Source organism: Dactylosporangium fulvum (assembly GCF_025137375.1).
GTDB classification, from domain to species: domain Bacteria; phylum Actinomycetota; class Actinomycetes; order Mycobacteriales; family Micromonosporaceae; genus Dactylosporangium; species Dactylosporangium fulvum.
In genome coordinates this window covers 7,993,565-8,016,635 of record NZ_CP073720.1, presented here as the reverse complement: position 1 = coordinate 8,016,635, position 23,071 = coordinate 7,993,565, and the positions used below count along the sequence as shown (strand labels likewise).

At 71.3% G+C, this 23,071-nt stretch carries 25 protein-coding genes and 1 pseudogene; 15 read left to right on the top strand and 11 right to left on the bottom strand.

Features of this window, described 5'->3' with window-relative positions; translation table 11 throughout:
* Positions 1-5 precede the first annotated feature (5 nt).
* The 7 genes from Dfulv_RS36655 (at position 6) to Dfulv_RS36625 (ending at position 7,239) form a co-directional block, all read left to right on the top strand.
* On the top strand, positions 6-1,127 hold the full coding sequence (locus Dfulv_RS36655; RefSeq protein WP_259858412.1) for a M20 family metallopeptidase: 1,122 nt from the start codon (positions 6-8) through the stop codon (positions 1,125-1,127).
* Positions 1,124-1,966, top strand: coding sequence for a GNAT family N-acetyltransferase (locus tag Dfulv_RS36650; RefSeq protein WP_259858411.1), 843 nt, complete (start codon positions 1,124-1,126; stop codon positions 1,964-1,966). Before Dfulv_RS36655 ends, Dfulv_RS36650 begins: the two co-directional genes overlap by 4 nt.
* Positions 1,963-3,078, top strand: a complete 1,116-nt coding sequence (gene menC / locus Dfulv_RS36645) for an o-succinylbenzoate synthase (protein WP_259858410.1) — start codon at positions 1,963-1,965, stop codon at positions 3,076-3,078. The genes Dfulv_RS36650 and menC overlap by 4 nt, the downstream gene beginning before the upstream one ends.
* Before the next feature lie 48 nt (positions 3,079-3,126).
* The gene (locus tag Dfulv_RS36640; RefSeq protein ID WP_259858409.1) at positions 3,127-4,665 is read left to right on the top strand and encodes an MFS transporter; all 1,539 of its coding nucleotides are present in this window, start codon (positions 3,127-3,129) and stop codon (positions 4,663-4,665) included.
* A gap of 7 nt (positions 4,666-4,672) precedes the next feature.
* Entirely contained in the window at positions 4,673-5,335 is a 663-nt protein-coding gene (locus Dfulv_RS36635; protein WP_259858408.1) for a TetR/AcrR family transcriptional regulator, read from the top strand.
* Between the two features lie 78 nt (positions 5,336-5,413).
* Positions 5,414-6,019, top strand: a complete 606-nt coding sequence (locus Dfulv_RS36630; protein ID WP_259868713.1) for a DNA-3-methyladenine glycosylase — start codon at positions 5,414-5,416, stop codon at positions 6,017-6,019.
* 584 nt (positions 6,020-6,603) lie between these two features.
* Positions 6,604-7,239, top strand: a complete 636-nt coding sequence (locus tag Dfulv_RS36625) for a hypothetical protein (RefSeq protein ID WP_259858407.1) — start codon at positions 6,604-6,606, stop codon at positions 7,237-7,239.
* Positions 7,240-7,385: 146 nt separating this feature from the next.
* Here the strand turns inward: Dfulv_RS36625 and Dfulv_RS36620 are convergent, their stop codons facing one another.
* Complete coding sequence (locus tag Dfulv_RS36620; protein ID WP_259858406.1) at positions 7,386-7,706, bottom strand: hypothetical protein; 321 nt, start codon at positions 7,704-7,706, stop codon at positions 7,386-7,388.
* 321 nt (positions 7,707-8,027) lie between these two features.
* The gene (locus tag Dfulv_RS36615; protein WP_259858405.1) at positions 8,028-8,456 is read right to left on the bottom strand and encodes a hypothetical protein; all 429 of its coding nucleotides are present in this window, start codon (positions 8,454-8,456) and stop codon (positions 8,028-8,030) included.
* 268 nt (positions 8,457-8,724) lie between these two features.
* On the opposite strand from Dfulv_RS36615, the gene Dfulv_RS36610 reads away from it, so the two are divergent.
* Positions 8,725-9,495: an MBL fold metallo-hydrolase gene (locus Dfulv_RS36610; protein WP_259858404.1), complete on the top strand. Its 771-nt coding sequence runs from the start codon at positions 8,725-8,727 to the stop codon at positions 9,493-9,495.
* 42 nt (positions 9,496-9,537) lie between these two features.
* Here the strand turns inward: Dfulv_RS36610 and Dfulv_RS36605 are convergent.
* From Dfulv_RS36605 to Dfulv_RS36595, 3 genes and pseudogenes are all read right to left on the bottom strand, one after another.
* Positions 9,538-9,693 (bottom strand): annotated as a pseudogene (locus Dfulv_RS36605) (IS256 family transposase); the annotation flags it as partial.
* Between the two features lie 761 nt (positions 9,694-10,454).
* Positions 10,455-12,290, bottom strand: coding sequence for a DNA helicase RecQ (recQ, locus tag Dfulv_RS36600; protein WP_259858403.1), 1,836 nt, complete (start codon positions 12,288-12,290; stop codon positions 10,455-10,457).
* Between the two features lie 85 nt (positions 12,291-12,375).
* The gene (locus tag Dfulv_RS36595; protein ID WP_259858402.1) at positions 12,376-12,732 is read right to left on the bottom strand and encodes a YciI family protein; all 357 of its coding nucleotides are present in this window, start codon (positions 12,730-12,732) and stop codon (positions 12,376-12,378) included.
* Between the two features lie 76 nt (positions 12,733-12,808).
* On the opposite strand from Dfulv_RS36595, the gene Dfulv_RS36590 reads away from it, so the two are divergent.
* A complete protein-coding gene (locus tag Dfulv_RS36590) occupies positions 12,809-13,318 on the top strand; it encodes a sigma-70 family RNA polymerase sigma factor (RefSeq protein ID WP_406567858.1) in 510 nt (169 codons plus the stop codon).
* On the opposite strand, the gene Dfulv_RS36585 is transcribed toward Dfulv_RS36590, so the two are convergent.
* Positions 13,278-14,270, bottom strand: a complete 993-nt coding sequence (locus Dfulv_RS36585; protein ID WP_259858401.1) for a hypothetical protein — start codon at positions 14,268-14,270, stop codon at positions 13,278-13,280. The two genes, Dfulv_RS36590 and Dfulv_RS36585, sit on opposite strands and share 41 nt — an antisense overlap.
* 234 nt (positions 14,271-14,504) lie before the next feature.
* Between Dfulv_RS36585 and Dfulv_RS36580 the strand changes: the two genes are divergently transcribed.
* The 5 genes from Dfulv_RS36580 to Dfulv_RS36560 all read left to right on the top strand — a co-directional run bounded on the left by Dfulv_RS36580 (position 14,505) and on the right by Dfulv_RS36560 (position 18,300).
* Complete coding sequence (locus tag Dfulv_RS36580; RefSeq protein ID WP_259858400.1) at positions 14,505-15,047, top strand: hypothetical protein; 543 nt, start codon at positions 14,505-14,507, stop codon at positions 15,045-15,047.
* 64 nt (positions 15,048-15,111) lie between these two features.
* Entirely contained in the window at positions 15,112-15,726 is a 615-nt protein-coding gene (locus Dfulv_RS36575) for a hypothetical protein (protein WP_259858399.1), read from the top strand.
* A gap of 82 nt (positions 15,727-15,808) precedes the next feature.
* Entirely contained in the window at positions 15,809-16,438 is a 630-nt protein-coding gene (locus Dfulv_RS36570; RefSeq protein ID WP_259858398.1) for a PadR family transcriptional regulator, read from the top strand.
* Positions 16,439-16,588: 150 nt separating this feature from the next.
* Positions 16,589-17,542, top strand: coding sequence for an ABC transporter ATP-binding protein (locus tag Dfulv_RS36565; protein ID WP_259858397.1), 954 nt, complete (start codon positions 16,589-16,591; stop codon positions 17,540-17,542).
* Complete coding sequence (locus tag Dfulv_RS36560; RefSeq protein ID WP_259858396.1) at positions 17,539-18,300, top strand: ABC transporter permease; 762 nt, start codon at positions 17,539-17,541, stop codon at positions 18,298-18,300. The genes Dfulv_RS36565 and Dfulv_RS36560 overlap by 4 nt, the downstream gene beginning before the upstream one ends.
* On the opposite strand, the gene Dfulv_RS36555 is transcribed toward Dfulv_RS36560, so the two are convergent.
* On the bottom strand, positions 18,297-18,791 hold the full coding sequence (locus Dfulv_RS36555; RefSeq protein ID WP_259858395.1) for an NAD(P)-dependent oxidoreductase: 495 nt from the start codon (positions 18,789-18,791) through the stop codon (positions 18,297-18,299). The genes Dfulv_RS36560 and Dfulv_RS36555 overlap by 4 nt on opposite strands.
* 68 nt (positions 18,792-18,859) lie before the next feature.
* On the opposite strand from Dfulv_RS36555, the gene Dfulv_RS36550 reads away from it, so the two are divergent.
* Positions 18,860-19,231, top strand: a complete 372-nt coding sequence (locus tag Dfulv_RS36550) for a winged helix-turn-helix transcriptional regulator (protein ID WP_259858394.1) — start codon at positions 18,860-18,862, stop codon at positions 19,229-19,231.
* A 45-nt stretch (positions 19,232-19,276) separates the two neighbouring features.
* Here the strand turns inward: Dfulv_RS36550 and Dfulv_RS36545 are convergent, their stop codons facing one another.
* From Dfulv_RS36545 to Dfulv_RS36530, 4 genes are all read right to left on the bottom strand, one after another.
* Entirely contained in the window at positions 19,277-20,215 is a 939-nt protein-coding gene (locus tag Dfulv_RS36545; RefSeq protein WP_259858393.1) for a type IV toxin-antitoxin system AbiEi family antitoxin domain-containing protein, read from the bottom strand.
* Positions 20,216-20,292: 77 nt separating this feature from the next.
* On the bottom strand, positions 20,293-21,198 hold the full coding sequence (locus Dfulv_RS36540) for an NADP-dependent oxidoreductase (RefSeq protein WP_259858392.1): 906 nt from the start codon (positions 21,196-21,198) through the stop codon (positions 20,293-20,295).
* A 12-nt stretch (positions 21,199-21,210) separates the two neighbouring features.
* The gene (locus tag Dfulv_RS36535; RefSeq protein WP_259858391.1) at positions 21,211-22,689 is read right to left on the bottom strand and encodes a class I SAM-dependent methyltransferase; all 1,479 of its coding nucleotides are present in this window, start codon (positions 22,687-22,689) and stop codon (positions 21,211-21,213) included.
* Positions 22,690-22,691: 2 nt separating this feature from the next.
* Entirely contained in the window at positions 22,692-23,009 is a 318-nt protein-coding gene (locus tag Dfulv_RS36530; RefSeq protein ID WP_259858390.1) for an antibiotic biosynthesis monooxygenase family protein, read from the bottom strand.
* Positions 23,010-23,071: the final 62 nt, after the last annotated feature.

The window sequence follows — 23,071 nt, the reverse complement described above, 5'->3', positions numbered from 1 at the left end:
GGCGTATGAGCGCGTTGGAGAAACTGCGTGCTGTCGCGCCGGTGATGATCGAGGACCTGGCGGAACTGGTCGGCACCGAGTCGCCGTCGGCCGACGTCGACGCCATCGCCAGATGCGCCGACGTCGTCGCCGAGCTGGGGCGCCGTTACACAGGAGCGGCGCCGGAGCGGATCGTCGTCGCGGACCGGCCGCATCTGCGGTGGCGGTTCGGCTCGGCACCGCCCCGGGTCGTGCTGATCGGCCACTTCGACACCGTCTGGCCGCTGGGCACCCTGAAGCGCTGGCCGTTCGCCGTCGACGGCATCCGGGCGACCGGCCCGGGCGTGGTCGACATGAAGGCCGGCCTCGTCATGCTGTTCCACGCCCTCGCCCAGCTCGGCGACCTCGACGGCGTGGCCGTCGTGGTCAACTCCGACGAGGAGATCGGCTCGCCGACCTCGACGAAACTCATCGAGGACACCGCACGCGGCGCCGCCGGCGCGCTGGTCCTGGAGGGCAGCGCCGAGGGGCGGCTCAAGGTGGCCCGCAAGGGCATCGCGCACTACTCGGTGCGGGTCGTCGGCCGCGCCGCGCACGCCGGCATTGCGCCCCACCTCGGCATCAACGCCGGGGTGGAGCTCGCCCACCAGCTGCTGCGGATCGCGGAGCTCGGCGACCCGGAGCGGACGACGACCGTCACGCCCACCGACGCGGTCGTCGGCACCACGAGCAACACCGTGCCGGCCGAGGCCCGGGTGAGCATCGACGCGCGCTCGTTCGACCCCGCCGAGCTGGCCCGGGTCGACGCCGCGCTGCGCGACCTGCGACCAGTGCTGCCCGGTGCGCAGGTCCGCGTCGAGCCCGGCCCGTCCCGTCCCGCGATGCCCGAGACGGCGGCGACCGAGCTGTTCGCGCTCGCGCAGCGGCTCGGCGCCGAGCTCGGGCTGCCGCCCTTCACCGCGGAGGCCGTCGGGGGCGGCTCCGACGGCAACTTCACCGCCGGCATCGGCGTGCGGACCCTCGACGGGCTCGGCGCGGTCGGCGGCAAGGCGCACGCCGAGGGGGAGTGGATCGACCTGACCAGCCTGCCCGACCGGGCCGCGCTGGTGTGCGCCCTGGCCGGTGCCATCGGTCAGGACGCCCGATGAACCTCGTCCAGGACGCGTGGGCCCGCGCGGACGAGGCGGCCGACCGGGTTGATGTCTGCGTGGCCGAGCTCTCCCGGCCCGCGGACCTGGAGGAGGCGTCCGACCTGCTGCAGCGGGTCTGGCGCGCCGACCACCCGGCGGAGATCGCCGCCGCGTCGCTGCTGCGCACCTACGCGCACTCCGGCAACTACGTCGCCGGTGCCTACCGCGACGGGCACCTGATCGGCGCGGCCACCGGGTTCTTCGGGCTCACGCACGGCCATACGCATCTGCACTCGTACGTCGCGGGCGTGTCGCCGGGACGGCTGGGCAAGGGTGTCGGGTTCGCCCTCAAGCAGCACCAGCGCGCGTGGACGCTGGCGCGGGGCGTGCCGGAGGTGCACTGGACGTACGACCCCTTGATCCTGCGCAACGCGTACTTCAACCTGCAGAAGCTCGGCGCCGCGGCCACCGGCTACCTGCCGGAGTTCTACGGCGCGATGGCCGACGGCATCAACAGCGGCGACCTCAGCGACCGGCTCTACGTGGTGTGGCGGCTCGACGCGCCCCGCGTGGCCGCCGCCGCGCACGGCTCGCACGCCGAGGTCAGCGCCGACGGTGCGGTGCCGCTCGTCGCGGCCGGCCCGGACGGCGCGCCGGTGGAGTCCACTGTGGACGCCGACCGGGTCTGTGTCGCGGTGCCGGAGGACGTCGAGACGCTGCGGCGGAAGGATTCGGCGACGGCGCTGCGGTGGCGGCACGCGGTGCGCACCGCGCTGTCCGGCCGGCTCGCGGCCGGGTGGCGGATCGACGGCATCACCCGGGACGGGCGTTACGTGCTGGAACGGAGCGGTGAATGAAGCTGACCGGGTTGGAACTGCGGCGCGTCGCGATGCCGTTGGTGGCGCCGTTCCGCACGTCGTTCGGCACCGAACTGCGGCGCGACGTGCTGCTCGTGCGGGCCGTCGCCGGCGACGTCGAGGGCTGGGGCGAGTGCGTGGCGATGTCCGCGCCGCTGTACTCCGCCGAATACGTCGACGACGCCGCGACCACCATCCAGCGGCACCTCGCGCCCGTGCTGGCGAACGCCGACGTCGAGGCCCACACACTTGAGCCGCTGTTCGCGCGGTTCAAGGGGCACCCGATGGCGAAGGCCGCGGTCCAGACGGCGGTGCTCGACGCGCAGCTGCGTGCCGCCGGCACACCGCTCGGCTCGTACCTCGGCGCGGTCAAGGACCGGGTGCCGGCCGGGGTGTCGGTCGGCATCATGGACTCGATCCCGGCCCTGCTCGACGCCGTCGCCGGCTACCTCGACGCCGGCTACCTGCGGATCAAGCTCAAGATCGAGCCCGGCTGGGACGTCGAGCCGGTGCGCGCCGTCCGGGAGCGGTTCGGCGACGGCGTGCTGCTGCAGGTCGACGCCAACACCGCGTACACCCTCGCCGACGCCCGGCACCTGGCCCGGCTCGACCCGTTCGACCTGCTGCTCATCGAGCAGCCGCTGCCGGAGGACGACCTGCGCGGCCATGCGGCGCTGGCCCGGCTGGTGCGCACGCCGATCTGCCTCGACGAGTCGATCGTCAGCGCCCGCGCCGCGGCGGACGCGATCGCGCTCGGCGCCTGCGAGATCGTCAACATCAAGCCCGGCCGGGTCGGCGGCTATCTGGAGGCGCGGCGCATCCACGACGTGTGTGTCGCCAACGGGGTGCCGGTCTGGGCCGGCGGGATGCTCGAGACCGGCCTCGGCCGGGCCGCCAACGTCATCCTGGCCGCGCTGCCCGGCTTCACGCTGCCCGGTGACACGTCCGCCTCCGACCGGTACTACGCCCGCGACATCACCGCGCCCTTCGTGCTCGAGGACGGGCACGTCGCGGTGCCGGGCGGTCCGGGCATCGGGGTCTCGCCGGTGCCGGAGCTGCTGGACGAAGTGACGACGGACACGCTCCGAATTGACTTTACAGCTGTTAACTGACGGCTCTAACCTTACGGACGTAAACATACGTCCGTAAGAGGAGTCGCCATGCCCGAGTACCCCCGGCGCTGGGCCGCACTCGCCGTGCTGAGCCTGACGCTCGTCGCCGTCACCCTCGACAACTCCGTCCTCAACACCGCGCTGCCGTCACTCGCGCACGCGCTGCGCGCGAGCACCGCCGACCTGCAGTGGATCACCGACGCGTACACCCTCGTCTTCGCCTCCGCGCTGATCCTCGCCGGCACGCTCGGCGCGCGGCTCGGCTCCCGGCGGGCCCTGCTCGGCGGTCTCGCCGTCTTCGGCGCCGGCTCGGCGGTCGCGGCGCTCTCCGACTCGCCCGGCCAGCTCATCGCCTGGCGGGCCGTCATGGGCCTCGGCGCCGCGTTTGTCATGCCGGCGACGCTCGCGATCATCACCCGGATCTTCCCGCCGGCCGAGCGCCCGAAGGCGTTCGGCGCCTGGTCCGCCGCGGCCGGCATCGGCGTCCTGATCGGCCCGGTCACCGGCGGTGCCCTGCTCGAGCACTACTCCTGGAGCAGCGCCTTCTGGATCAACGTGCCGCTGGTGGCGGTCGCGCTGGGTGCGGTCCTGTGGCTGGTGCCGTCGGTGCCGGCGATGCGGACCGGGCCGCTGGACCTGCTCGGCGCGGCCCTGTCGACCGCGTCGGTCGCCGCGCTCGTCGACGCCGTGATCCAGGCGCCGGCGCGGGGCTGGCTCGACCGCGTCACCCTCGCCGAGTTCGCCGTCGCCCTCGTCCTGGCCGCCGGGTTCGTGCTGCGGCAGCGCCGGGCCGCCGCGCCGCTGGTCCGGTTCGACCTCTTCGCCAACCGCACGTTCCTCGTCGCGGCGCTGTCCCTCGCCGTGGTGTTCTTCGTGCTCTTCGGCACGCTGTTCGAGCTGTCCCAGTACCTCCAGCTCGTCCACGGCTACAGCCCGCTCGTCGCCGGCCTCGGCGCGATGCCGTTCGCGGTCGCCATGGCCGCCACCTCGGCCACCTCGGCGCCGCTGTCCGCCCGCCTCGGCGTCCGGGCCACCCTCGCCACCGGGCTCCTGCTCGCCACCGTCGGCCTGCTCCTGCTCGCCACGACCGGCGTCCACACGCCCTTCTGGAAGGTCGCCGTCGGCACCGCGGTCATCGGCCTCGGCATGGGCATGATGATGGCGCCGGCCAGCCTGCAGATCAGCGGCTCGGTGCCGGCCCAGTACACCTCGATGGCCAGCGCCCTCAACAGCGTCATCCGCGAGCTCGGCGGCGTCCTGGGCATCGCGGTCCTCGGCACCGTCGTCTCCTCCGCCTACCGTTCCGGCGTCGGTACCTCGACGGGCCCGGCCGGCACCGACCTGCCCACCGCCCACGCGGTCGCGGCGACCCTGCCGGGCGACTCGGCACAGCGCCTGCTGTCCACGGCCGACGCGGCCTTCACCACGGCGATGGACCGCGGCGCCCTCGTCGCGGCGGCGATCGCCTTCGCCATGGCCGTCGTGGTGATCCTGGTCCGCCCTTCCCGGCACGCGCAGCCGGCGCCGGCCGCCGTGACTCCCGCCCCGGTGGGCAGGGAAGCGGTCCTCATCGCCGACCCGGCATGATGAAGAGATGAAAGCGGACCAGTCGGGTGCGGCCACCACCGGTGGCCGCACCCGCAACCGTCGTGGCGAGGGCGCACTGCTGCGCGACGAGATCGTCGCCGCCGCCGAGCGGATCCTGGAGCGCGAGGGCAACGAGGACGCGCTCACCCTCCGCTCGGTCGCCCGCGAGGCCGGCATCTCCGCGCCGTCGATCTACACACACTTCGCCGACCGCGACGCGATCCTCGACGCGGTGCTCGACATCGCCTTCGAGCGGCTGCGCCGCCACGCCCTCGACGCCGTGACCGACCGCTCCGACCCGGTCGCCGCGCTGCTGGACGGCTGCCGCGCGTACGTCGACTTCGCCGTCACCGAGCCCGCGCGGTACACCGTCCTCTTCGACCGCCGCCGCGCCAACCGCCCGGTGGTCAGCAGCTCCGCGGAGCTGGCCGACCTGCCGCCCGAGTGGCGCCGCCGGACGGAGTCGTTCATGGTGCTGGTCAACGCCCTGGAATCGTGCGTGAAGGCCGGCCGCTCCGCCAGTACCGACCCGTTCGCCGACGCCACCAAGTTGTGGACCTCGCTGCACGGTGCCGTGGTGATGCGGCAGTTCGTGCCGGGGTTCCCCTGGCCGCCGCTCGACGAGTCGATCGACTCGATCGTGCTGCGCCTGGCGCTGATCAGCGAGTGAACGCGCTGCTGCCGCTGCTGGGCTTCGTTCCGGCGGGGATTTGCCGGCAGGCACTATGGATTGGTGGAGTACTCGTGGATGCAGGCCCCTGCGTCGGAGGTCGCAGAGACGGCGAAGACGCTGTTGGGCTGGGAGTTATCGGCCAACGGCGTGCGTGTCCGCCTCACGGAGGTGGAGGCCTACGCAGGCACCGGGGAAGATCCGGCCTCCCACGCGCACCGCGGGCCCACGCCACGCACGCGGGTCATGTTCGGGCCGGCTGGGCGCGCGTACCTCTACTTCGTGTTCGGGGTTCATTGGTGCATGAACGTGGTGTGCGGCGCTGAGGGTGAAGCGGCCGCGGTGTTGCTTCGTGCGGGCGAGGTGTTGGAGGGTGCTGAGCTGGCTCAGCAGCGGCGCGGCGACGTGGCGGAGCGCGAGCTGGCCCGGGGGCCGGCGCGCCTCGTTGTCGTGCTCGGGGTCGGGCATGAGGCCAACGGCACGTCGATGGTTGACGGGACGGGGCCGTTGTTGCTGTCGCCGCCGAGTCGTCCGGTTGCTCCGCAGCTGATTGTCGCTGGTCCGCGGGTAGGGGTCGCGAACGCTCATGACGTTCCGTGGCGGTTTTTGATCTCGGGTGATCCGACCGTCAGCACGTACCGCCGGCATGTTCCGCGTCGTAGGTCTCCGTCCCCGAGTCGCTAGTCGTCGTGCTCCGGTGGCTCACCAACAAGAGACGAGACGCCCCGACACACCATGACCGACCGGCAGTTACCCAGTTCACAGTAATAAAGGTCTTCGATGCGCAGCCACTCGCCCGTGACCGGCTCATGCAGGTCACCGGGCGACTCGGCACCGCACCCGCGCCGGCGATGCCAGCCACGCAACACCGGACCTTCTACGCCGCGTTCTGCCGGGTCGGCGCGGGGCAGCGAGGACGATGATCGGACAGTAGGCTGACCACGGTCCGACACGGCGGCAAAGTCCCCGTCCGACGAAGCCTCTCGGAGTTCGTTCACGTGACCGACAATCGTCAGCCCGACCCATCCTGGTCACCGCCGCCCCAGCCTGGGCAGGAGTGGACCTCTGGGATGCCGTCCCAGCCCGGGCCGCCGCCGGAAGTGCCACAGCCGGGTCTCTTCCAGCCTGGTCCGTCGGCCGCGGCGCCGGAACAGCCGTGGCTCGGCCAGCCGGGGCAGCCAGGCGCGCCCTGGCCGCCCGGCCCGCCGCCGATCGCCCCTGGTGGGCCTGGTGGGCCCGGCGCGCCGGCGAAAGGCGGCAAGGGCAAGGTGCTCATCGGACTGCTGGTGGTGGTAGTCGTCTGCGCCGGCCTGTGCGGTATCGGCCAGCTCATCACCAACATCGTGAACAAGGACGAGTGGAAGGACCTGGGCAAGCCGGTCACCCGGCCGGCCGCGCAGCCGACGCCCACGCCGACGTGGCCGAGGCCCAACCCGTTCCTGCCGAACGCCAAGGCCGACCCGCAGATCCGCCACCAACTGGAGTCCTGGGTGCTCACGTCGGCCGGCGTGCAGCGGCCGGTCAGCAGCACATGCGACATGGAGGGCTTCACCGGGCAGACAGCCACGACGTTCGACTGCACCGTCACGATCGAGGATCACAAGGTCGTCTACACGGTCAGTACCACACCGAAGGGCAACGGCGTCTTCAACTGGACCGCCAAGGCGGCGAACACGGTCGTGACGCGCGAGGGCATCCTGCAGCTGTTCACCGGTCTGTACCCCGAGTCGTACGGCTGGTCCAACCTGCGCTGCGACGACCTGCCCGAGATCGCGCTCGTGCCGGCCGGCCAGCCGCTGTCGCAGGTCTGCTATGGCAAACTGAAGGACAAGAAGACCGCGAAGATCCTGATCAAGCCCAGTGATCAGGCCAAGCCGCACCTGGAGTCGCAGTTCCAGGACTGAGCAGGCGATCGTCGACGGGCGGCGAGCACACCCGGGTCATGCATCGGGGCTGTGCGTCGCCCGCTGCACCACAAGGCGACCGGATCGACCGGAAGAATGCTGCTGCGGCTTCACGCAGATGCCCAACGCCGCACCCACCTTTGGCGTCACCGTCCTGTAGACGCCGCCGCCGATTCGCCAGCCACCGGCGCATGCTCGACCACCTGCCCAGCGGCTGATTCCGGCAGCTGGACGTATACCAGCGCGGCCTTCGCTGCCGACGGCGCACAGCTCGACGCCGGCGGCGAGGGGTCGCCCATGACCGCGACCACGACTGTGGTCGCGGTCATCGCCACCATGACGCCACGAACCCGTGGCGGACAACCCGACACCGGCACGCTCACCTCGAACCCGACGCCGGCCTGAGCGACCAGCGTCCACGGCAGACTCACCAGCCCCTCGGCGTCCTCATCGGTCAGGACCGGCACCGGCGACTGCTGTGTGGTCAGCGCCGGGTCCCGAACCGGAGCTGATGTGCACCCGGCCAGCACCCACAACAGCGCCAACGCCAACCCGGTGCGAGCCGCTGACACCTCGTGCCGGCGCACCTTCCACACCTTGCACCATGCCCTCACACCTCATACGACGTGCCCGCCCCGCGGCGAGTTCCTCGGTCAAAGCCACCGCAGCACCTCGTCGAGCAGGTCTGCTCCCTGGTCTGGCTGATCTGTAGCAACGGCAACCCGTTTCGTGATCGACCAGCGGGGCGGCACCACGGACCGGTGCCGCCCCGCCGCGCTACGACCGGGTCAGCAGCTGAACGTGATGCTGCTGCTCGCCTTGGTGAAGGTGATGCCGGCTGGGTTGGTGGCCTCGCGGTAGTTGCGGTAGGTGTAGCTGCCGCTCCCGCCGCAGTTGGCGACAAGCGCACCGGACTTGTTGCCGAAGTAGTCGATGCTGTCGATCGTCTGCCAGCTCCCGCCCCCACGGCTGCGCTGGAGGTAGAAGCTGATGTACCAGGCTCCGGTGCAGCCGTTCGACAGGTAGTTGGCCCGGACGGTACTGCCCGACTTGAACGGCGCGCCGGCCGTCACCTCGCAGGCGGCGGCGGCGGCGTTCGCGGAGGCGGAAGCGGCCGACGCGGCCGACGCCGGGGTGCCGGACACCAACGCGCCCGCCAACGCCAGCGCGGAGATGAGCAGCGACGCGCGTCGCAACCTTTCGATTCGTACGGACATGCTGTTGCACTCCTTTGCTCGGTTCGACCGGTGGGCCGCCGACGTTGTCCGTTCTGCGGCGGCCTGTCCCACGCTGTACCGCCGCGCCGGGTTCGGGCTACCGGCAGACGCGTTCGGGACAGTCCCGGACAGGGCGGATCCTGTGCCGTGCCAGAACTTGCGCATGGGTTGTGAGCTGCGGTCTTGTCTGGCGGCGAATGATCATCTGATGGTGTTCCGGTTGGAGAGATAGTCAATACCTGTAGATCAAGCGTTCTAGACTTCGCGGATGACTAGCGAGCCTCTCCGTCTTACGGTTCTGGGTTGTGCAACGCCATACCCGAGTGTGGATAACCCTTGTTCCGGCTACCTGGTGTCCGGCGGGGGCTCCCGGGTGTGGGTGGATGCGGGCAGCGGGACGCTGGCTCAGCTGCAACGACATGTCCGGCTGGACGAGTTGGACGCGATCTGGATCTCGCATCTGCACGCCGATCACAGCGCAGACCTCCTCACTGCCTACTACGGCGCGCTCTTCGCCGACATCCAGCTCGCGGCTCCGATCCCCTTGTACGGCCCGCCGGGCATCGCCGGCCGGCTGGCCCACTTCCTCACCAACACCGCCACCCGCAGCCCGATCGAATCCGCCTTCGCCGTCGAGGAACTGCACGACGGACATCAGGTGCGGGTCGGGGCGCTCACGCTGACCAGCCGAGCAGTGGCGCACGGCATCCCCGCTTTCGCCCTGCGCGTCGAGGCCATGGGCCGGTCGCTGGTGTACTCCGGGGACACGGCCCCCTGCCCTGGCCTAACGAGGCTGGCCAAGGGGTGCGATGTGCTGCTGTGCGAGGCCGAGAGCGCCCAGGCCCCGAGTGCGGGGGAACAGGTCCACCACACACCAGAGGACACCGGCGACACCGCCCGTGCGGCTCAGGCGGGACGGTTGATCGTCACGCACGTCGGGCGTTTCCTCACCCCGCAGCAGGCAGTAGCACGTGCCTCGACCCGATTCGACGGTCCCATCGACTACGCCGCACCTGGTGCCACCTTTCCGGTCGGCTGAGCCGCTGCGGCCTCGGGGCGTTCGACGAGATGACCGTTGATGACCGTTTTCGAAGTGGGCTCCGGCGCGGACCAAAGCGACGAGGTGGGGTGCGGTGACTGCCCTCCAGCGTTCTTGGGCTGATTCGGCGAGCTTGAACACCATGGCCAGCGCGGCGGCCGGGCTGCCGGCGCCGCGGGTGACCTTGGTCCGTAGACGGCCGGGGTGCTGACCGGCGACACCGTGATCATGCCGCAGCAACTCCAGTTGCAGGAAAGCTTGGCCTATGGAGCCTGTTGCGCAATTCGCTGGGACAGCGTTGGCGGCCCAACTGCGCGCCGATCTTGGAGTTGTGGCGCCATGAACCTCCGAATTTGTCCGGGTTTGTCAAGGACCACAACTCCAAGATCGGCGCGGTTGTCGGGGTTGACGCGCGAGGGATCCGAATTGCGCAACAGGCTCTACAGGCCAAGTTTTCCTACAACCAGCTCAGCGGAGCCAGCGACCGACGCGCACATGTCTCCGGATGCGGTGCCGTCGCGCGGCGCGGGTTTGAGCCGTGCGGTTGCCAGTGCAGACCCAGCAGTGCGAGCCGCGCGCCGTTGGATGTGGTGCGGCCGCCCGGTGCGGGGTGTGTGGGCGGCGCGGCGGGGCTGCCAGACGGGGTGCGGTGCGGGCAGCGCGGCGGTGCGGGCAGCGCGGCGGTGGCGGGCAGCGCGGCGGTGGGGGGCGGCACGGCGGGTGCGGCACGGCGGCGGGTGCGGCGCGGCGGTGGGGGCGGCGCGGCGGTGTTTGCCCAGCGCAGGCGGGTGTGGCATTGGTGCGGGCGGCGTCGGCGAGGGTTTGCCCGGCGCGGGCGGCGCGGTGCGGGCGGCGCGGTGCTGGATGCCCGGCGTGGACGGTGCCGGCTGAACGGCTTGAGGCACGGCAGGGGGTGACTGCGCCCGGACCACAGCCGGGCGCGACGACGGTCGCGTCGGTCAGTCCGGGGTGGACAGGGTGTCGAGGACCTGCTGGCCGAACTTGGCCAGTTTGTTCTCGCCGACGCCGCTGACCGTGGACAGCTGGGACAGCGTCGCCGGGTTTTCGGACGCGATCTGGCGGAGGGTGGCGTCGTGGAAGATGACATAGGCGGGGACGCTCAGCTCCTTGGCCGTCGCGGCCCGCCAGGCCCGCAGGCGCTCGAACAGCTCGGTGGCCTCGGGGGAGAGCTCGGCCGAGGCGGACGCGGCGCTGCGTTGCTTGGCGACCTTGGCCGTCTTGGCCGCGGAGACCGGGCGCTCCGGCTCGCGGCGCAGCATGACCTGGCGGTGTCGGCCCAGGACCTCGCCGCTCGCCTCCGTCAGCACGAGCGTGCCGTAGTCACCCTCGACGGCGAGCAGGCCCTGCGCGAGCAGCTGCCGGATCACCGCCCGCCAGTCGGCCTCGCGCAGGTCGGCGCCGACCCCGAAAACGGTCAGCTCGTCGTGGTGCCACTGCACGACCTTGTCGGTCTTCTTGCCCAGCAGGATGTCGATGCACTGGCCGGCGCCGAACTTCTGGTTGCGCTCCTTGTGCAGCCGGTAGACCGTCGACAGCAGCTTCTGCGCCGCGACCGTGCCGTCCCACGACTCGGGCGGGCTGAGGCAGGTGTCGCAGTTGCCGCACGGGCCGCTCTGCTCGCCGAAATACGCGAGGAGCTGCACCCGCCGGCACTCGACCGTCTCGCAGAGAGCGAGCATCGCGTCGAGGTGCTGGGCGAGCCCGCGCCGGTGGGCCGCGTCGCCCTCGGAGCCGTCGATGAGCTTGCGCTGCTGGACCACGTCCTGCAGCCCATAGGCCAGCCAGGCCGTCGACGGCAGCCCGTCACGCCCGGCCCGGCCGGTCTCCTGGTAATAGCCCTCGACCGACTTCGGCAGGTCGAGATGCGCGACGAACCGCACGTCGGGCTTGTCGATGCCCATGCCGAACGCGATCGTGGCGACCATGACGAGCCCGTCCTCGCGCAGGAACCGGGACTGGTTGTCGGCGCGGGTCCGCGCGTCGAGCCCGGCGTGGTACGGCAACGCGGGGATCCCGTTGTCCTTGAGGAAATCCGCGATCTTCTCCACCGACGCGCGGGACAGGCAGTAGACGATGCCGGCGTCGTCGCGGTGCTCCGTGCGCAGCAGGTCGAGCAGCTGCCGGCGCGGGTCCTGCTTCGCAACGATCCGATACTGGATGTTGGGCCGGTCGAAGCTCGACACGAAGTGGCGGGCGTCGGTGAGCCCGAGCCGCGTGGCGATCTCCTTGTGCGTCGCCGTCGTGGCTGTCGCGGTGAGCGCGATCCGTGGCACGTCGGGCCAGCGCTCGTGCAGCATCGACAGGTTGAGGTAGTCGGGCCGGAAGTCGTGGCCCCACTGCGACACGCAGTGCGCCTCGTCGATCGCGAACAGCCCGATCCGGCCGCGCTCCAGCAGCCGTAGCGTCGACGATGTCGCCAGCGCCTCCGGCGCCAGGTAGAGCAGGTCCAGGTCACCGCCGACGAACTGCGCCTCGACCGCGCGACGGCTGTCGTAGTCCAGCGTCGAGTTGACGAACCCGGCCCGCACCCCGAGGGCGGTCAGCGCGTCGACCTGGTCCTGCATCAGGGCGATCAGCGGGGAGACGACGACCGCGGTGCCGTCGCGGACGAGCGCGGGGATCTGGTAGCACAGCGACTTGCCGCCGCCGGTCGGCATGAGCACAAGAGCGTCGCCGCCGCCGATGACGTGCTCGATGATGTCCTGCTGCCGGCCCCGGAAGGCGTCATAGCCGAACACGCGCCGCAGAACCTCAAGAGCCTCATCACTTCCCACGCCGGCGATTCTACGAACCCGGACCGACAAAACCGCCCCGGCCGACCCGCACCACTACGGAACGGCCGGGAACCGTCGCACAGCGTCACGCGGGACTGGAGTGCACGATCGGACGAACCTCGATCGCGTTCCACTTCGCGTCGGGAATCATCGCGGCCAGCTGTGCGGCGCGCTCCTTGGACTCGCACTCCACCAGGTAGAACCCGGCGAGGAACTCCTTGGCCTCGACGTACGGGCCGTCGGTCACGGTCTCGGCGCCGGCCCGGATCCGCACGACCGCGCTCTCCTTCGGCTCGCCGAGCGCATGTGTCGACACCATCTCGCCGGATTCGGTGATGGTCTTGATGAACCGTTCGTGCCCTTCCATGACCTCGTCGATGTCGGCCTGGGTGAGGGTGCTCCAGACGTCGGGGTTCATGTGGATCAGCAGCAGGTACTTCACGGTGCGCTCCTCACGCTCGTTTCCGTCACTTCACCATCAGGTCGGAGTCGCCACCCCCAGATCTACACGACCGCCGGTGGGTATTTTCAGGGGCGTGGACTTCCGCGAGCTGCTCGAACGGCACCGCCGTGAGCTGCACGTGCACTGCTACCGCATGCTCGCCTCGTTCGAGGAGGCCGACGACGCGGTGCAGGAGACGTTCCTGCGGGCGTGGCGGCACCGGGACGGCTTCGAGCCGGGCACGAACCCGCGCGCGTGGCTCTACCGGATCGCGACCAACACCTGCCTCGACACGATCCGCCGCAGCTCCCGCCGCCCGCCGTCGGCGTCGGCCGAGGTGGCGTGGCTGCAGCCCTATCCCGACACGCTGCTCGACCAGGTCGCCCCGCCCGGCGAGCAGCCCGACGCTGCGCGAGCCCGGCGCCGCCGAGTTCCGTGCGTTCAAGCTCGACGTCCTGCGGCTGACCGGCGGCAAGGTCGCCGAGTTCACCACCTTCGACGCGAAGCTTTTTCCGCAGTTCGGGCTTCCGGCGGTACTGCCCGGGTCATGACTTCGTCGCCGGTGGCAGCGGCAGCGACTTCGTGAGGCCGGTGAGGGCCGCGGCGGCCTTCGCGAACGGTGTGCGGTCGGGGTGGACGGTCAGCACCGCCACGACGTACCGGTCGCTGTCGCCGACCGTGCCGGTCGTGTGCAGGACCTCGCCGTTCATGTCCGGGTTGTTCGGCGCGGCGGCCGGCACGAACACCGCTCCGTCGCCGCCGTCGAGCGCGGCGTCGGCGACACACGGGGTCGCCGGGTTGTCGCCGAAGCCGGACCAGCCCTGCTTCGCCGACCACGGTTTGCGGAAGGTGCTGGGGATGCCGAACGACTGGTCGTACCGGTCGGTGCCGCACTTCGTGGAGGCGTGCAGGTTGCCCATGATGTAGTCGCGGACCGGGGTCGGCGCCTGCTCCAGGATGTAGCGGTACACGCGGACCAGGTCACCGGCGCTGACCGCGGTATAGCCCCAGTAGCCCGGCTGGCTCACCGGCGGCGGCGCGGTGTCCTGCAGGCCGAGTCGTTGCACCATCCGGATCACCACGTCGCGGGATCCGTGCGCCTTCCACAGCGCGGTCGCCGCCGCGTCGTCGCTGCTGCGCAGCATCACGTCGAGCTTCGGCCTGTCGGCGGCCGGCACCGTGTAGCCGGGGCCCTTGTCCCAGAAGTAGTCGAGCGCGATCAGCAGCTTGACCAGCGACGCCGACCGGAACCGCCAGTTCGCGTTCTGCCGCACGACGAACGTGTCGGTATGCCGGTCGTAGATCACGATGCCGGCGGTTACCCCGGCCGGCACCGTGATCGGCGCCGCGGAGGTCGCCGGTGCCGAGGAGCCGCCCGCGGGTGCGGGCGAGAGGGACGGTGCCGCCGGTGAGGAGGTGGCCGGTGAGGAGGCCGCTTGCGGCAGGGACTCCGGTGCCGGGTCCTTGCCGCAGCCGGCGAGGCCGGTCAGGACGGCCAGCAACACGGCGGCGGCGCCCGCTTGGCGCGCTGAGGGCATGGCCCCCATCCTGACCTGCGCACCACCGGCCGTTCAACCCGGCCCCTGTTCGGGCGCGCAGTGACGCTTGTCGCGGAGGTCGATCACATACTCAACGTGTGTTGTGCAAGCGTGGTCGCGCGAATACGCTGCGCCGCGTCTACCGGCACCTCCTCGGCACCGCACGCCGGTGTGACGGTTGACGTAACAGCGGACGCCGCCCCGGTCTGACCTGCGATGCGACACGATGGGCTGGTGGGGGAGCGGGGACGTCGGGGGTGGCTCGTCCTCGCCGTCGCACTCCCGGTGGGGCTGCCGCTCCTCGCGCAGTGGCAGGCCGCCGCGGCCTTCTCCGGGCTGGTCGTGGTTGTCGTCGGGCCGGTCCTCGCGGTCCAGTGGTGGAGCCGCCGGCGGCAGCGGGCCGCCCACGCCAGGGGTGTGCAGCGCTGGATCGGGCACCTCCCGCTGGAGCGCGCCGTCGGCCTGTGGGACCTCGGCGTCGGCGCCGCGTTCCTCTTCGGTGGCGGGGTCCCCGTCCGGCTCACCGCGCGGCCCACCGGGCTCACCCTGGCGATCCGCGGCCCGTTCGGCGGCCCGCGGCACGCGCCCGTCACCGTCCAGTGGTCCGACATCGCCGGGGTGCAGGCCGGTCCGGCCGGCCGCGCCACCGAGTGGGGCCGTGTGGCGCTGCTGCCGTTGACGACCGTCACCATCCGACTCGTCCACGGCGCGGCCTTCGTGATGACAACCCACGATGCGGCTGGACTCGTCGAATTGATAGAGGCCCGATCGGGGTGATGGACCTGGCACGATGCGTGGCTGAGTTGCATCGGTTTCTCACGGTTCCGTACGGTGGTGTTCCATGGCGGAGTTGATCGAGGTTGGTGTCTGGTACGAGGCCCGACCGATCACGGTTGACCAGGGTGTCGACCGGTTCGAGGCGCTGCGGCGCGGTGACTCGGCGTGGGCCGTGGTCGACCCGGGCATCGGGCGGTTTCACCGTGAGGTGCTGGCGGGTGTCGACCCGAAGCTGTTGGCCGGCCCGGTCGTCGGCACGGAAAGTTTCGTGCTGCTGAGTTTGCACGGCAGTGCGCCCGAGGAGACGCTGACCTTCGTGCACAAGCTCGCCGACGAGTGCGAGCTGCTCTGCTTCCAGCGGCCCGGCCGCCACCAGCCGGCCGCGCTGTGGCAGCCGCGGCGGCTGCTGCGTGTGCCGGTGCCGCGCATGACCACCGAGGACGGGTCGCTGGCGCACCACCCGACCGGCGACGACATCCGTGACTTCATCGGCCGGCTCGACGGGGACAACACCTCGGCCGTCCTCTGGCGCGAGGACGGGGCGTCGATCCGGGTGTCGTACGTGCCGTCGCAGCGCCGCTGGCAGGTCGAGACCACGGTCGGCGAGGAGACGCGGGCGTCGCTGCGGGAGGACCTGTCCGGCGTCGCGCAGCAGTTCGAGGAGTTCGCCAACCGCTGATCGTCCGTCCCCGTTTACTCGTCGGCGAGTATGTCGTATGCTCGTGGACGAGTAAACGGCGACGAGCACATGGGGGTGGGTGGTGGCGAAACGGCGCAAGGTCGGCAACCTCCTCGGCCTCCAGGTGCTCGCGACGCTCTTCGAGCGGCCGATGCACCCCTACGAGATCGCCGCGGAGATGCGCGGCCGCGGCAAAGAGGACGACCTCAAGATCCAGTGGGGTTCGCTCTACACCGTGGTGCAGAACCTCGAGAAGCACGGCTTCATCGAGGCGGGGGAGACGACCCGGGAAGGTCGCCGCCCCGAGCGCACCGTCTACCGGATCACCGACGCCGGCCGGGAAGAGACCGCCGACTGGCTGCGCGAGATCGTCGGCGTCCCCGAGAAGGAGTACCCGCGGCTGAAGGCCGCCCTGTCGGTCCTCGGCGTGCTCCCGCCCGACGAGGTGATCCACCTGCTGGAGCAGCGCATCGACATCCTCGGCTCCGAGCTGGCGACCACCCGCGCGGGGCTCGAGGACACCGCCAAGGCTGTGCCGCGGATCTTCCTCATCGAGACGGAATACTCGACGGCACTCCAGGAGGCCGAGATCGCCTGGCTGCGCGGCCTGCTGGAGGAGCTCGAGGCGGGCACGCTGCCCGGCATGGCCGAGTGGCGGCACTACCACGAGACCGGCGAGCTGCTGTTCGGCCGGCCTGACGCACAACAGTGACAAAGGCCCCGGCCGTGGTGCGGGAACACCACGACCGGGGCCGGAAACCTCGACCGGTCCCGCGGGAACGAGCTCGGCGTCGGTGTCTGCAATCGCCAGCTTAGCGAATTCCCGAGGTACCGGTCCCCACCGACGGAACCGGAGACCTCCATGTCCACCGCCGTAACGGCACACGACCTCGTCAAGACGTACCCCAAGGGCGTCAGGGCGCTCGACCACCTCTCACTGACCGTCAAGCCGGGCGAGGTGCTCGGCCTGCTCGGCCCCAACGGCGCCGGCAAGTCGACCACGGTCAAGATCCTCACCACGCTCGCCCGCCCCGACAGCGGCACCGCCGCCGTCGCCGGCCACGACGTCTTCGCCCACCCCGACCGGGTGCGCCGCGTCATCGGCGTCGTGGCGCAGAAGTCCGGCGCCGACCCGGCCGCGACCGGCCGTGACAACCTCCTGCTGCAGGGCCGGCTCTTCGGCATGCGCGGCCGGGACCTCGACCGCCGCGTCGACGAGCTGCTGGAGCGCTTCGACCTCGCCGCCGCGCGGAAGCGCGTCGTACGGGACTGGTCCGGCGGCATGCAGCGCCGGCTCGACGTCGCCATGGGCCTGATCCACCGGCCACGTGTGCTGTTCCTCGACGAGCCGACCACCGGTCTCGACCCCGAGGGGCGCACCGCGCTGTGGGCCGAGATCGCCCGGCTCGCCGGCGACGAGATGGCGGTCCTGCTCACCACCCACTACCTCGACGAGGCCGACCGGCTCGCGGACCGCCTCGTCATCGTCGACGGCGGCCGGGTCGTCGCCGAGGGCACGCCCGGGCAGCTCAAGGGCGAACTGCGCGGTGACGCCGTACACCTCCAGCTCCAAGCTTCTTCGGACGGGCCGAAGGCCCGGACGGCGATCGAACGGGTGCCCGGGCTGCGCGAGATCGCGCTCGACGGGAGCCGCCTCTCGGCGCGGGCCGACGACGGCGCCGCCGCCGTGCCCGCCGCGATCGCCGCACTGGACGCCGCCGGCCTGCGGGTCGCGACGGTCACCGTCGCCCGGCCCAGCCTCGACGACGTGTACCTCCGCCACGCCGGCCGCCGGATGACGGAGGCGGCAGCGTGAACCTCGTGCATCTCACCGCCCGCCGGCTGAAGGTCTTCGTCCGGCAGCCCGCGTTCCTGGTCATCACGCTGATCCAGCCCGCGATCTGGCTGTTCCTGTTCGGCAACCTCTTCCGCCGCGTCGTCGAACTGCCCGGCTTCGGCAGCGGCAGCTACCTCGACTACCTGATCCCCGGCGTCGTCGTGATGAGCGCGATCTCGTCCAGCATGTGGTCGGGCATGGGCGTGCTGGAGGAGATCGACCGGGGCACGATGAACCGGTTCCTCAGCACGCCCGTCAACCGCGGCGCGATCCTCAACGCGGTGGTCGTCGAGCAGGTCCTCAGCGTCACGATCCAGTCGGTCATCATCGTGCTGCTCGGCCTGGCCGCCGGCGCCGACCTGCCCGGCGGTGTCACCGGCGCCGTCCTGCTGGTGGTCGCCGCCGCGCTGCTCGGCACCGTGTTCAGCGCGCTGTCCAACACCGTCGGCATGCTGGTCCGCCAGCGCGAGACGATCATCGGGCTCAACACGCTGCTGCTGCTCCCGCTGACGTTTCTGTCGTCGGCGTTCATCGCGACGCCGCTGATGCCCGGCTGGATGCAGGCGGTCGCCGCCGGCAACCCGGTCAACTGGGCGCTCAAGGCGTCGCGGGCGGTCCTGGCCGGCGACGTCGACTGGGCCGCGGCCGGCACCTACGGCGGCGCCCTGCTCGCCCTGGCCACGGCCATGCTGTGGCTGTCGACGCGGACGTTCCGCGCGTATCAGAAGTCGGTCTAGCTCTTGACGGCGTACTGGGCGCGGTGGTGGCTCGGCCGCACCACCTCGTCCAGTACCGCCGTTGCCAGGTCGGCGTACTTGAACGCGCCGGACTCGTCGGCCACCAGGTCCAGCGGCGGCGTGCACACCAACCAGTCCACCGGCCCGCGGTACGCCGCCAGCACCTCCAGTTCGGCGGCCCGCGCCAGCGCGAACGGCCGGAACGACTCGGGCAGCTCCAGATCGGGCTGCAGGGTCGTCACGAGCCCGACGATGAGCAGCCGCCCGACGCCGGCGCGCTCCAGGTCGGCCAGCAGCGTGCGGGTGCCGTCGACGTACAGCTCGCGCGGGTCGGCGGTGGCGCTGTAGACGGTGCTGATCGCGACGTCGTGCCCGCTCGGCAGGTCGTCGCCGTAGCGGGCCGCCGTCACCGGCAGGCCCCGCCGTCCCGCCTCCTCGGCGATCCGCCGGCCGGCCCGTCCGTTCGCTCCGAAGAGCAGCAATGCAGTCATGCGCCGGACGGTATGGCGCGAGACCTCGGTAACTGCAACGTTACCGGCGGGTGCGCTACGTTCGGCCGGTGCGCGAACCGCTGCCACCGGACCTGTTCGACCCCACCTGCCCGTCGAGCGTCACGCCGTTCCAGATCGGCGACAAGTGGGCCGGCATGGTCATCACCTGCCTGCGCGACGGGCCGCGGCGCTTCTCCGAGCTGCGTGTGCCGTTGCACCGTGTCTCGGCGAAGGTCCTGGCCGAGACGTTGCGCGCTCTCGAACGTGACGGGATGGTGACGCGCACGGCGTACGACGAGATCCCACCACGGGTCGAGTACGAGCTGACGCCGCTCGGCCGCACCCTGTTCCCGGCGATGGACGCCTGCCGCGTATGGGCCGACGAGCACCTGGACGAGCTGCTCACGGCCCGTGAGGCGTACACCCGGCGGCCGGGATGATCTTGGAGAATTTGGGCCCGCATAGGGGCCGAGAGTTTCCAAGGTCTACGGACGCCAGCCACCTGCGGCCAAGGCGCCCCGGAGCTGAGCAGCCACCTCCGCCTCCCGGTGGCGGATCTGCCACCAGCTGAACCGCAGGAGCCTGCCACCGGCGATTGTGATGTCGTTGTGCTGGCGCATGTCCCGGTGCCAGGACCGCACCTCCATGTGCTGACTTCCGTCGATCTCTACATGCACGCCATACTCCTCGAACAGCGCATCGCGGTAGCGTTTGCGGCCCTTGGTGTCGAGCCGCACGACCTGCCGGGTCGGCACCGGCAGCCGGTTGCGGCGGCAGAGCCGCAGAAAGTCGATCTCGGCGATCGACTTGGAGCCGCCCCGGGCAGCGTCGGCGGCGTCCAGGATGAGGCGGCGGCGCCGGACGCCGTGCATCCGGCCGAGCACCTCGTGCACGTTGTCGCCGCCGCCGAGCCGTTGCTGGAAGCCCGCCGCGATCACCGCGATCGCCTCCGTGTCGTCGTGCGCCCACTGCGCCGCGTCCACAAGGGACCGGGCCGGCATCGTGCATGGCGGTGCGCCACCCGCTCGTGTGTCGCGCGGGTCGAGCTGGGCCGTGCGCCGCACCTGGGTCTCCCCGGGCGAGCGGACTCTTCGGTCGGAAGCGACCAGGACCTGCGTGAACGACCGGAAATACCCGGTGAGCCCGTGCAGCTCGAGTGCGCTGAACCCGGCCAGCAACCCGTCTGTCGCGAGGACCGCGATCCAGCGTCGCTGCGCCGTCGTGAGGTCTTCAGTCTGCGCCACGTAGATGGACCTGTGTGGTCGCTGCCAGCGGCCCGACGCGAGCCGATGCCGTAGCGCCTTGGGGCTCAGGTGTTCGAGGGCCTGCCGTCGCGAGATCGCCTGATGCTGCCGGAACAGGAGGTGGTCGAGCGGATCGGCATCGTGGGGCGGGGGCGTCCGCGCGGTCCAGACTCTCGGCACGGGTTCGAGGATGCGACCACCGTGCCGTGTGTGTCAGTCCCTGTGGACAACGCTTCCGATCTTGGAGAGTTCGGTCCTCAGGGGGTGAGGATGATCTTGCCTCGGGCGTGGCCGGACTCGCTCAGGTCGTGGGCCTGTGCCGCCTCGGACAATGCGAACACGCGCTCGACCGGCATCCGGAAGCGGGCCTGCTCGTAGAGGGCGGCGGCCTCGCGCAGCGTGTCCCACGCCCGGCCCTCGGAGCCGTCCGTCACGCGGGCGCCGAGCTTCGGGGCATCAAAGTCCGCGATGCTCACCACGTTGGACGGCACGCCCGTCAGCTCGATCAGGTCGGCGACCGCGCCGCGGCCCGCCGTGTCCAGCGCCAGGTCGACACCCTGCGGGGCGACGGCGCGGACGCGGTCCGGCAGGCCCGGGCCGTACGTCACCGGAATCGCGCCCAACGTGCGCAGCAACTCGTGGTTGCGCTCGCTCGCCGTGCCGACGACCGTCGCGCCGCGGGCGACGGCCAGCTGGGTCGCGGCGATGCCGACGCCGCCGGCGGCGCCGTTGACGACCAGCGTGTGGCCCTTCTCGACGCCGAGCAGGCCCAGCACGCGGCCCGCGGTCTCGACCACGTTGGGCAGCCCGGCGGCCTCCTCGAACGACATGCCGGCCGGCCTGGCCTGCCACAGCTTCAGCACCGCGAACTCGGCCGCGCCGCCGCCGACCGCGACGCCGAACACCTCGTCGCCGATCGCGACGCCGGTCACGGCCTCGCCGACCTCGTCGACCACCCCCGCCACGTCGGAGTGCGGGATCACCGGCAGGCGGCTCGGCGTCGTGTCGCCGAAGGCGCCGCTGCGGACCTTCCAGTCGAAGGGGTTGATGCCGACCGCGCGCACCGCGATACGCACCTGGCCCGGGCCTACGTGCGGCTCGGGCAGTTCGGTGACGTGCAGGACGCTGGACGGGCCGTATTCGGAGTACCGCAACGCTCGCATGACGTTTCCTCGCTAGGTGTTGAGCGGACGGCGGGCGACCAGCAGCACGTGCGTCACCGGCCAGTCCATCGGGGCGCCGTCCACCGCGGACAAGGTGGCGACCGGCGCGATGCGATTATCGACGATCCAGTTGTTGCGCCACACGTGCGACGCCCCGTCGACCTCGAACCCGACGTCGGTCAGCAGCGCCTTCCAGTCCGCGAACTCCAGGCCGCAGAACTGCTCGTGCGCCTCGGACAACCAGTTGTCGGGATAGTCCTTGTGGGTGAGGAACTCCATGGCGTCGCCGAGCGCGAGCTCGACCGAGTCGCCGTGCTCCTCGAACGGCAGCGGGAAGTGGAAGTCGGCGGCGAACCGGTCCAGCCGCGCCCGCGTCGACAGCCCCTCGACGTGCGCGGCGATCTCGTCCCGGGCGAGCCCGTCCAGGGGCACCGGCTCCTTCGGCGCACCCTGCAGCGAGAGTCGTACGGGCAGATCACGGCCGTCCGGTCCGCACACGTCGGAGTTGATCCACACGCCGCCGGGGACGGTGTGCTCGTAGATGGCTGCCGCGAACTTCCTGAGGGAGTCCATGCGCTGCCCGTACGACCAGATCTCGTGCGTCAGCGCGAACGTCAGTGTCGTGTCGATCGACCGGGCCGGGAAGACGGCACCGCCGAGGACGTTGCGGCAGTAGAAGTAGACGTTGGGGTTGGTGAACCAGCCCTGCGCCTTGCGGTGCACACACTCCTCGTAGAGGTGCCGGGCGACCTCGACGCCGATGAGGTCGCTCTCCCGCAGCGCCGGCTCGCGGTCGGCCAGGCCGAGCACCGCGCCCGCGCCGCACCCGACGTCGACGATCCGGCCCGGACGCACGTGCCGGCGGACCAGCTCCCACTTCCGCTCGGCGCTCGCCTCGAACGCCTCCGCGTAGGTGCGGTAGTCGCGGGTGGTGGTGAGGCCGCCCTCCTCGCCCACGACCGGGTCGTTGACGACGAGGCGGACCTGCTCGTCCAGCCGATACCGGTCGAAGACGTCCAGCGTCGCCGGGTGTGCGAGCTCGCGCCACGCCGGGTCGCCCGCCGCCAGCATCAGCAGCACGTCCCACGGCCGGGCCGGGGCCGGGTCACGGTCGGCCTCCACGCCCGCGATCTCGAAGCCGAGGGCCTCGTACATCGCCGCGACCTCCGGCGTCGAACAGGCGACCACCGTGTCCGCCGGCGTCAGCCGCAGCCCCAGCCCCGACTCGACGCTCTTGAGCGTGACCCCGGCGAACCGGTCGGTGCGCACGGTGTCGAACACCGGCACGACCAGCGACCGCAGCCCCTCGTGCACGCTGAACCGCTCGATCGCCGCCTCGCGCCGGTCATACGGCACCGGGTTGCGCTTGGTGTTCTGATGGTTGGCGCTCGTCACCGCCCAGACGACCGTGCCGCCCAGGCCCCGCAGGTATTCAGCCTGGAACCTGGTCAGCAGATGGTGGCGCCCGGGGAACAGGACGAAGCGCTCCACGGTCAGCTCTCGGCGGGACGCGGGCCGGCCTGCTGCACGACCTCGAACTCCAGCAGGCTCGAGCCGGTCGCCACTGGCTGGGCCCGCTGACCCGAGTGCGCCTCCTTGGCGGGACCGGTGGCCCACGCCTGGAAATGCTCCTCGGATTCCCACTTGGTGTAGACGAAGTAGCGGGTCTCGCCGGCCGTCGGGCGCAGCAGCTCGAAGCCCAGGAAGCCGGGCGCTTCCTCCACTGCACCGTGCCGGGCGCCGAAACGCCGCTCCAACTCGGGTCCCGCGCCCTCGGGGACCTCGATCGCGTTGATCTTCACAACCGCCATGCATCAACCCTAACGGCGGCCGGTGTGACGACACCCCGGGACCGGCGCCAGGCCCCGGGGTG

Excerpts from the sequence above, each read along its gene's own strand:
- Dfulv_RS36655 (WP_259858412.1), top strand. The coding sequence starts at position 6 with ATGAGCGCGTTGGAGAAACTGCGTGCTGTCGCGCCGGTGATGATCGAG.
- Dfulv_RS36650 (WP_259858411.1), top strand. The coding sequence starts at position 1,124 with ATGAACCTCGTCCAGGACGCGTGGGCCCGCGCGGACGAGGCGGCCGAC.
- menC (WP_259858410.1), top strand. The coding sequence starts at position 1,963 with ATGAAGCTGACCGGGTTGGAACTGCGGCGCGTCGCGATGCCGTTGGTG.
- Dfulv_RS36640 (WP_259858409.1), top strand. The coding sequence starts at position 3,127 with ATGCCCGAGTACCCCCGGCGCTGGGCCGCACTCGCCGTGCTGAGCCTG.
- Dfulv_RS36635 (WP_259858408.1), top strand. The coding sequence starts at position 4,673 with ATGAAAGCGGACCAGTCGGGTGCGGCCACCACCGGTGGCCGCACCCGC.
- Dfulv_RS36630 (WP_259868713.1), top strand. The coding sequence starts at position 5,414 with ATGCAGGCCCCTGCGTCGGAGGTCGCAGAGACGGCGAAGACGCTGTTG.
- Dfulv_RS36615 (WP_259858405.1), bottom strand. The coding sequence starts at position 8,456 with ATGTCCGTACGAATCGAAAGGTTGCGACGCGCGTCGCTGCTCATCTCC.
- Dfulv_RS36610 (WP_259858404.1), top strand. The coding sequence starts at position 8,725 with ATGACTAGCGAGCCTCTCCGTCTTACGGTTCTGGGTTGTGCAACGCCA.
- Dfulv_RS36585 (WP_259858401.1), bottom strand. The coding sequence starts at position 14,270 with ATGCCCTCAGCGCGCCAAGCGGGCGCCGCCGCCGTGTTGCTGGCCGTC.
- Dfulv_RS36575 (WP_259858399.1), top strand. The coding sequence starts at position 15,112 with ATGGCGGAGTTGATCGAGGTTGGTGTCTGGTACGAGGCCCGACCGATC.
- Dfulv_RS36565 (WP_259858397.1), top strand. The coding sequence starts at position 16,589 with ATGTCCACCGCCGTAACGGCACACGACCTCGTCAAGACGTACCCCAAG.
- Dfulv_RS36555 (WP_259858395.1), bottom strand. The coding sequence starts at position 18,791 with ATGACTGCATTGCTGCTCTTCGGAGCGAACGGACGGGCCGGCCGGCGG.
- Dfulv_RS36540 (WP_259858392.1), bottom strand. The coding sequence starts at position 21,198 with ATGCGAGCGTTGCGGTACTCCGAATACGGCCCGTCCAGCGTCCTGCAC.
- Dfulv_RS36530 (WP_259858390.1), bottom strand. The coding sequence starts at position 23,009 with ATGGCGGTTGTGAAGATCAACGCGATCGAGGTCCCCGAGGGCGCGGGA.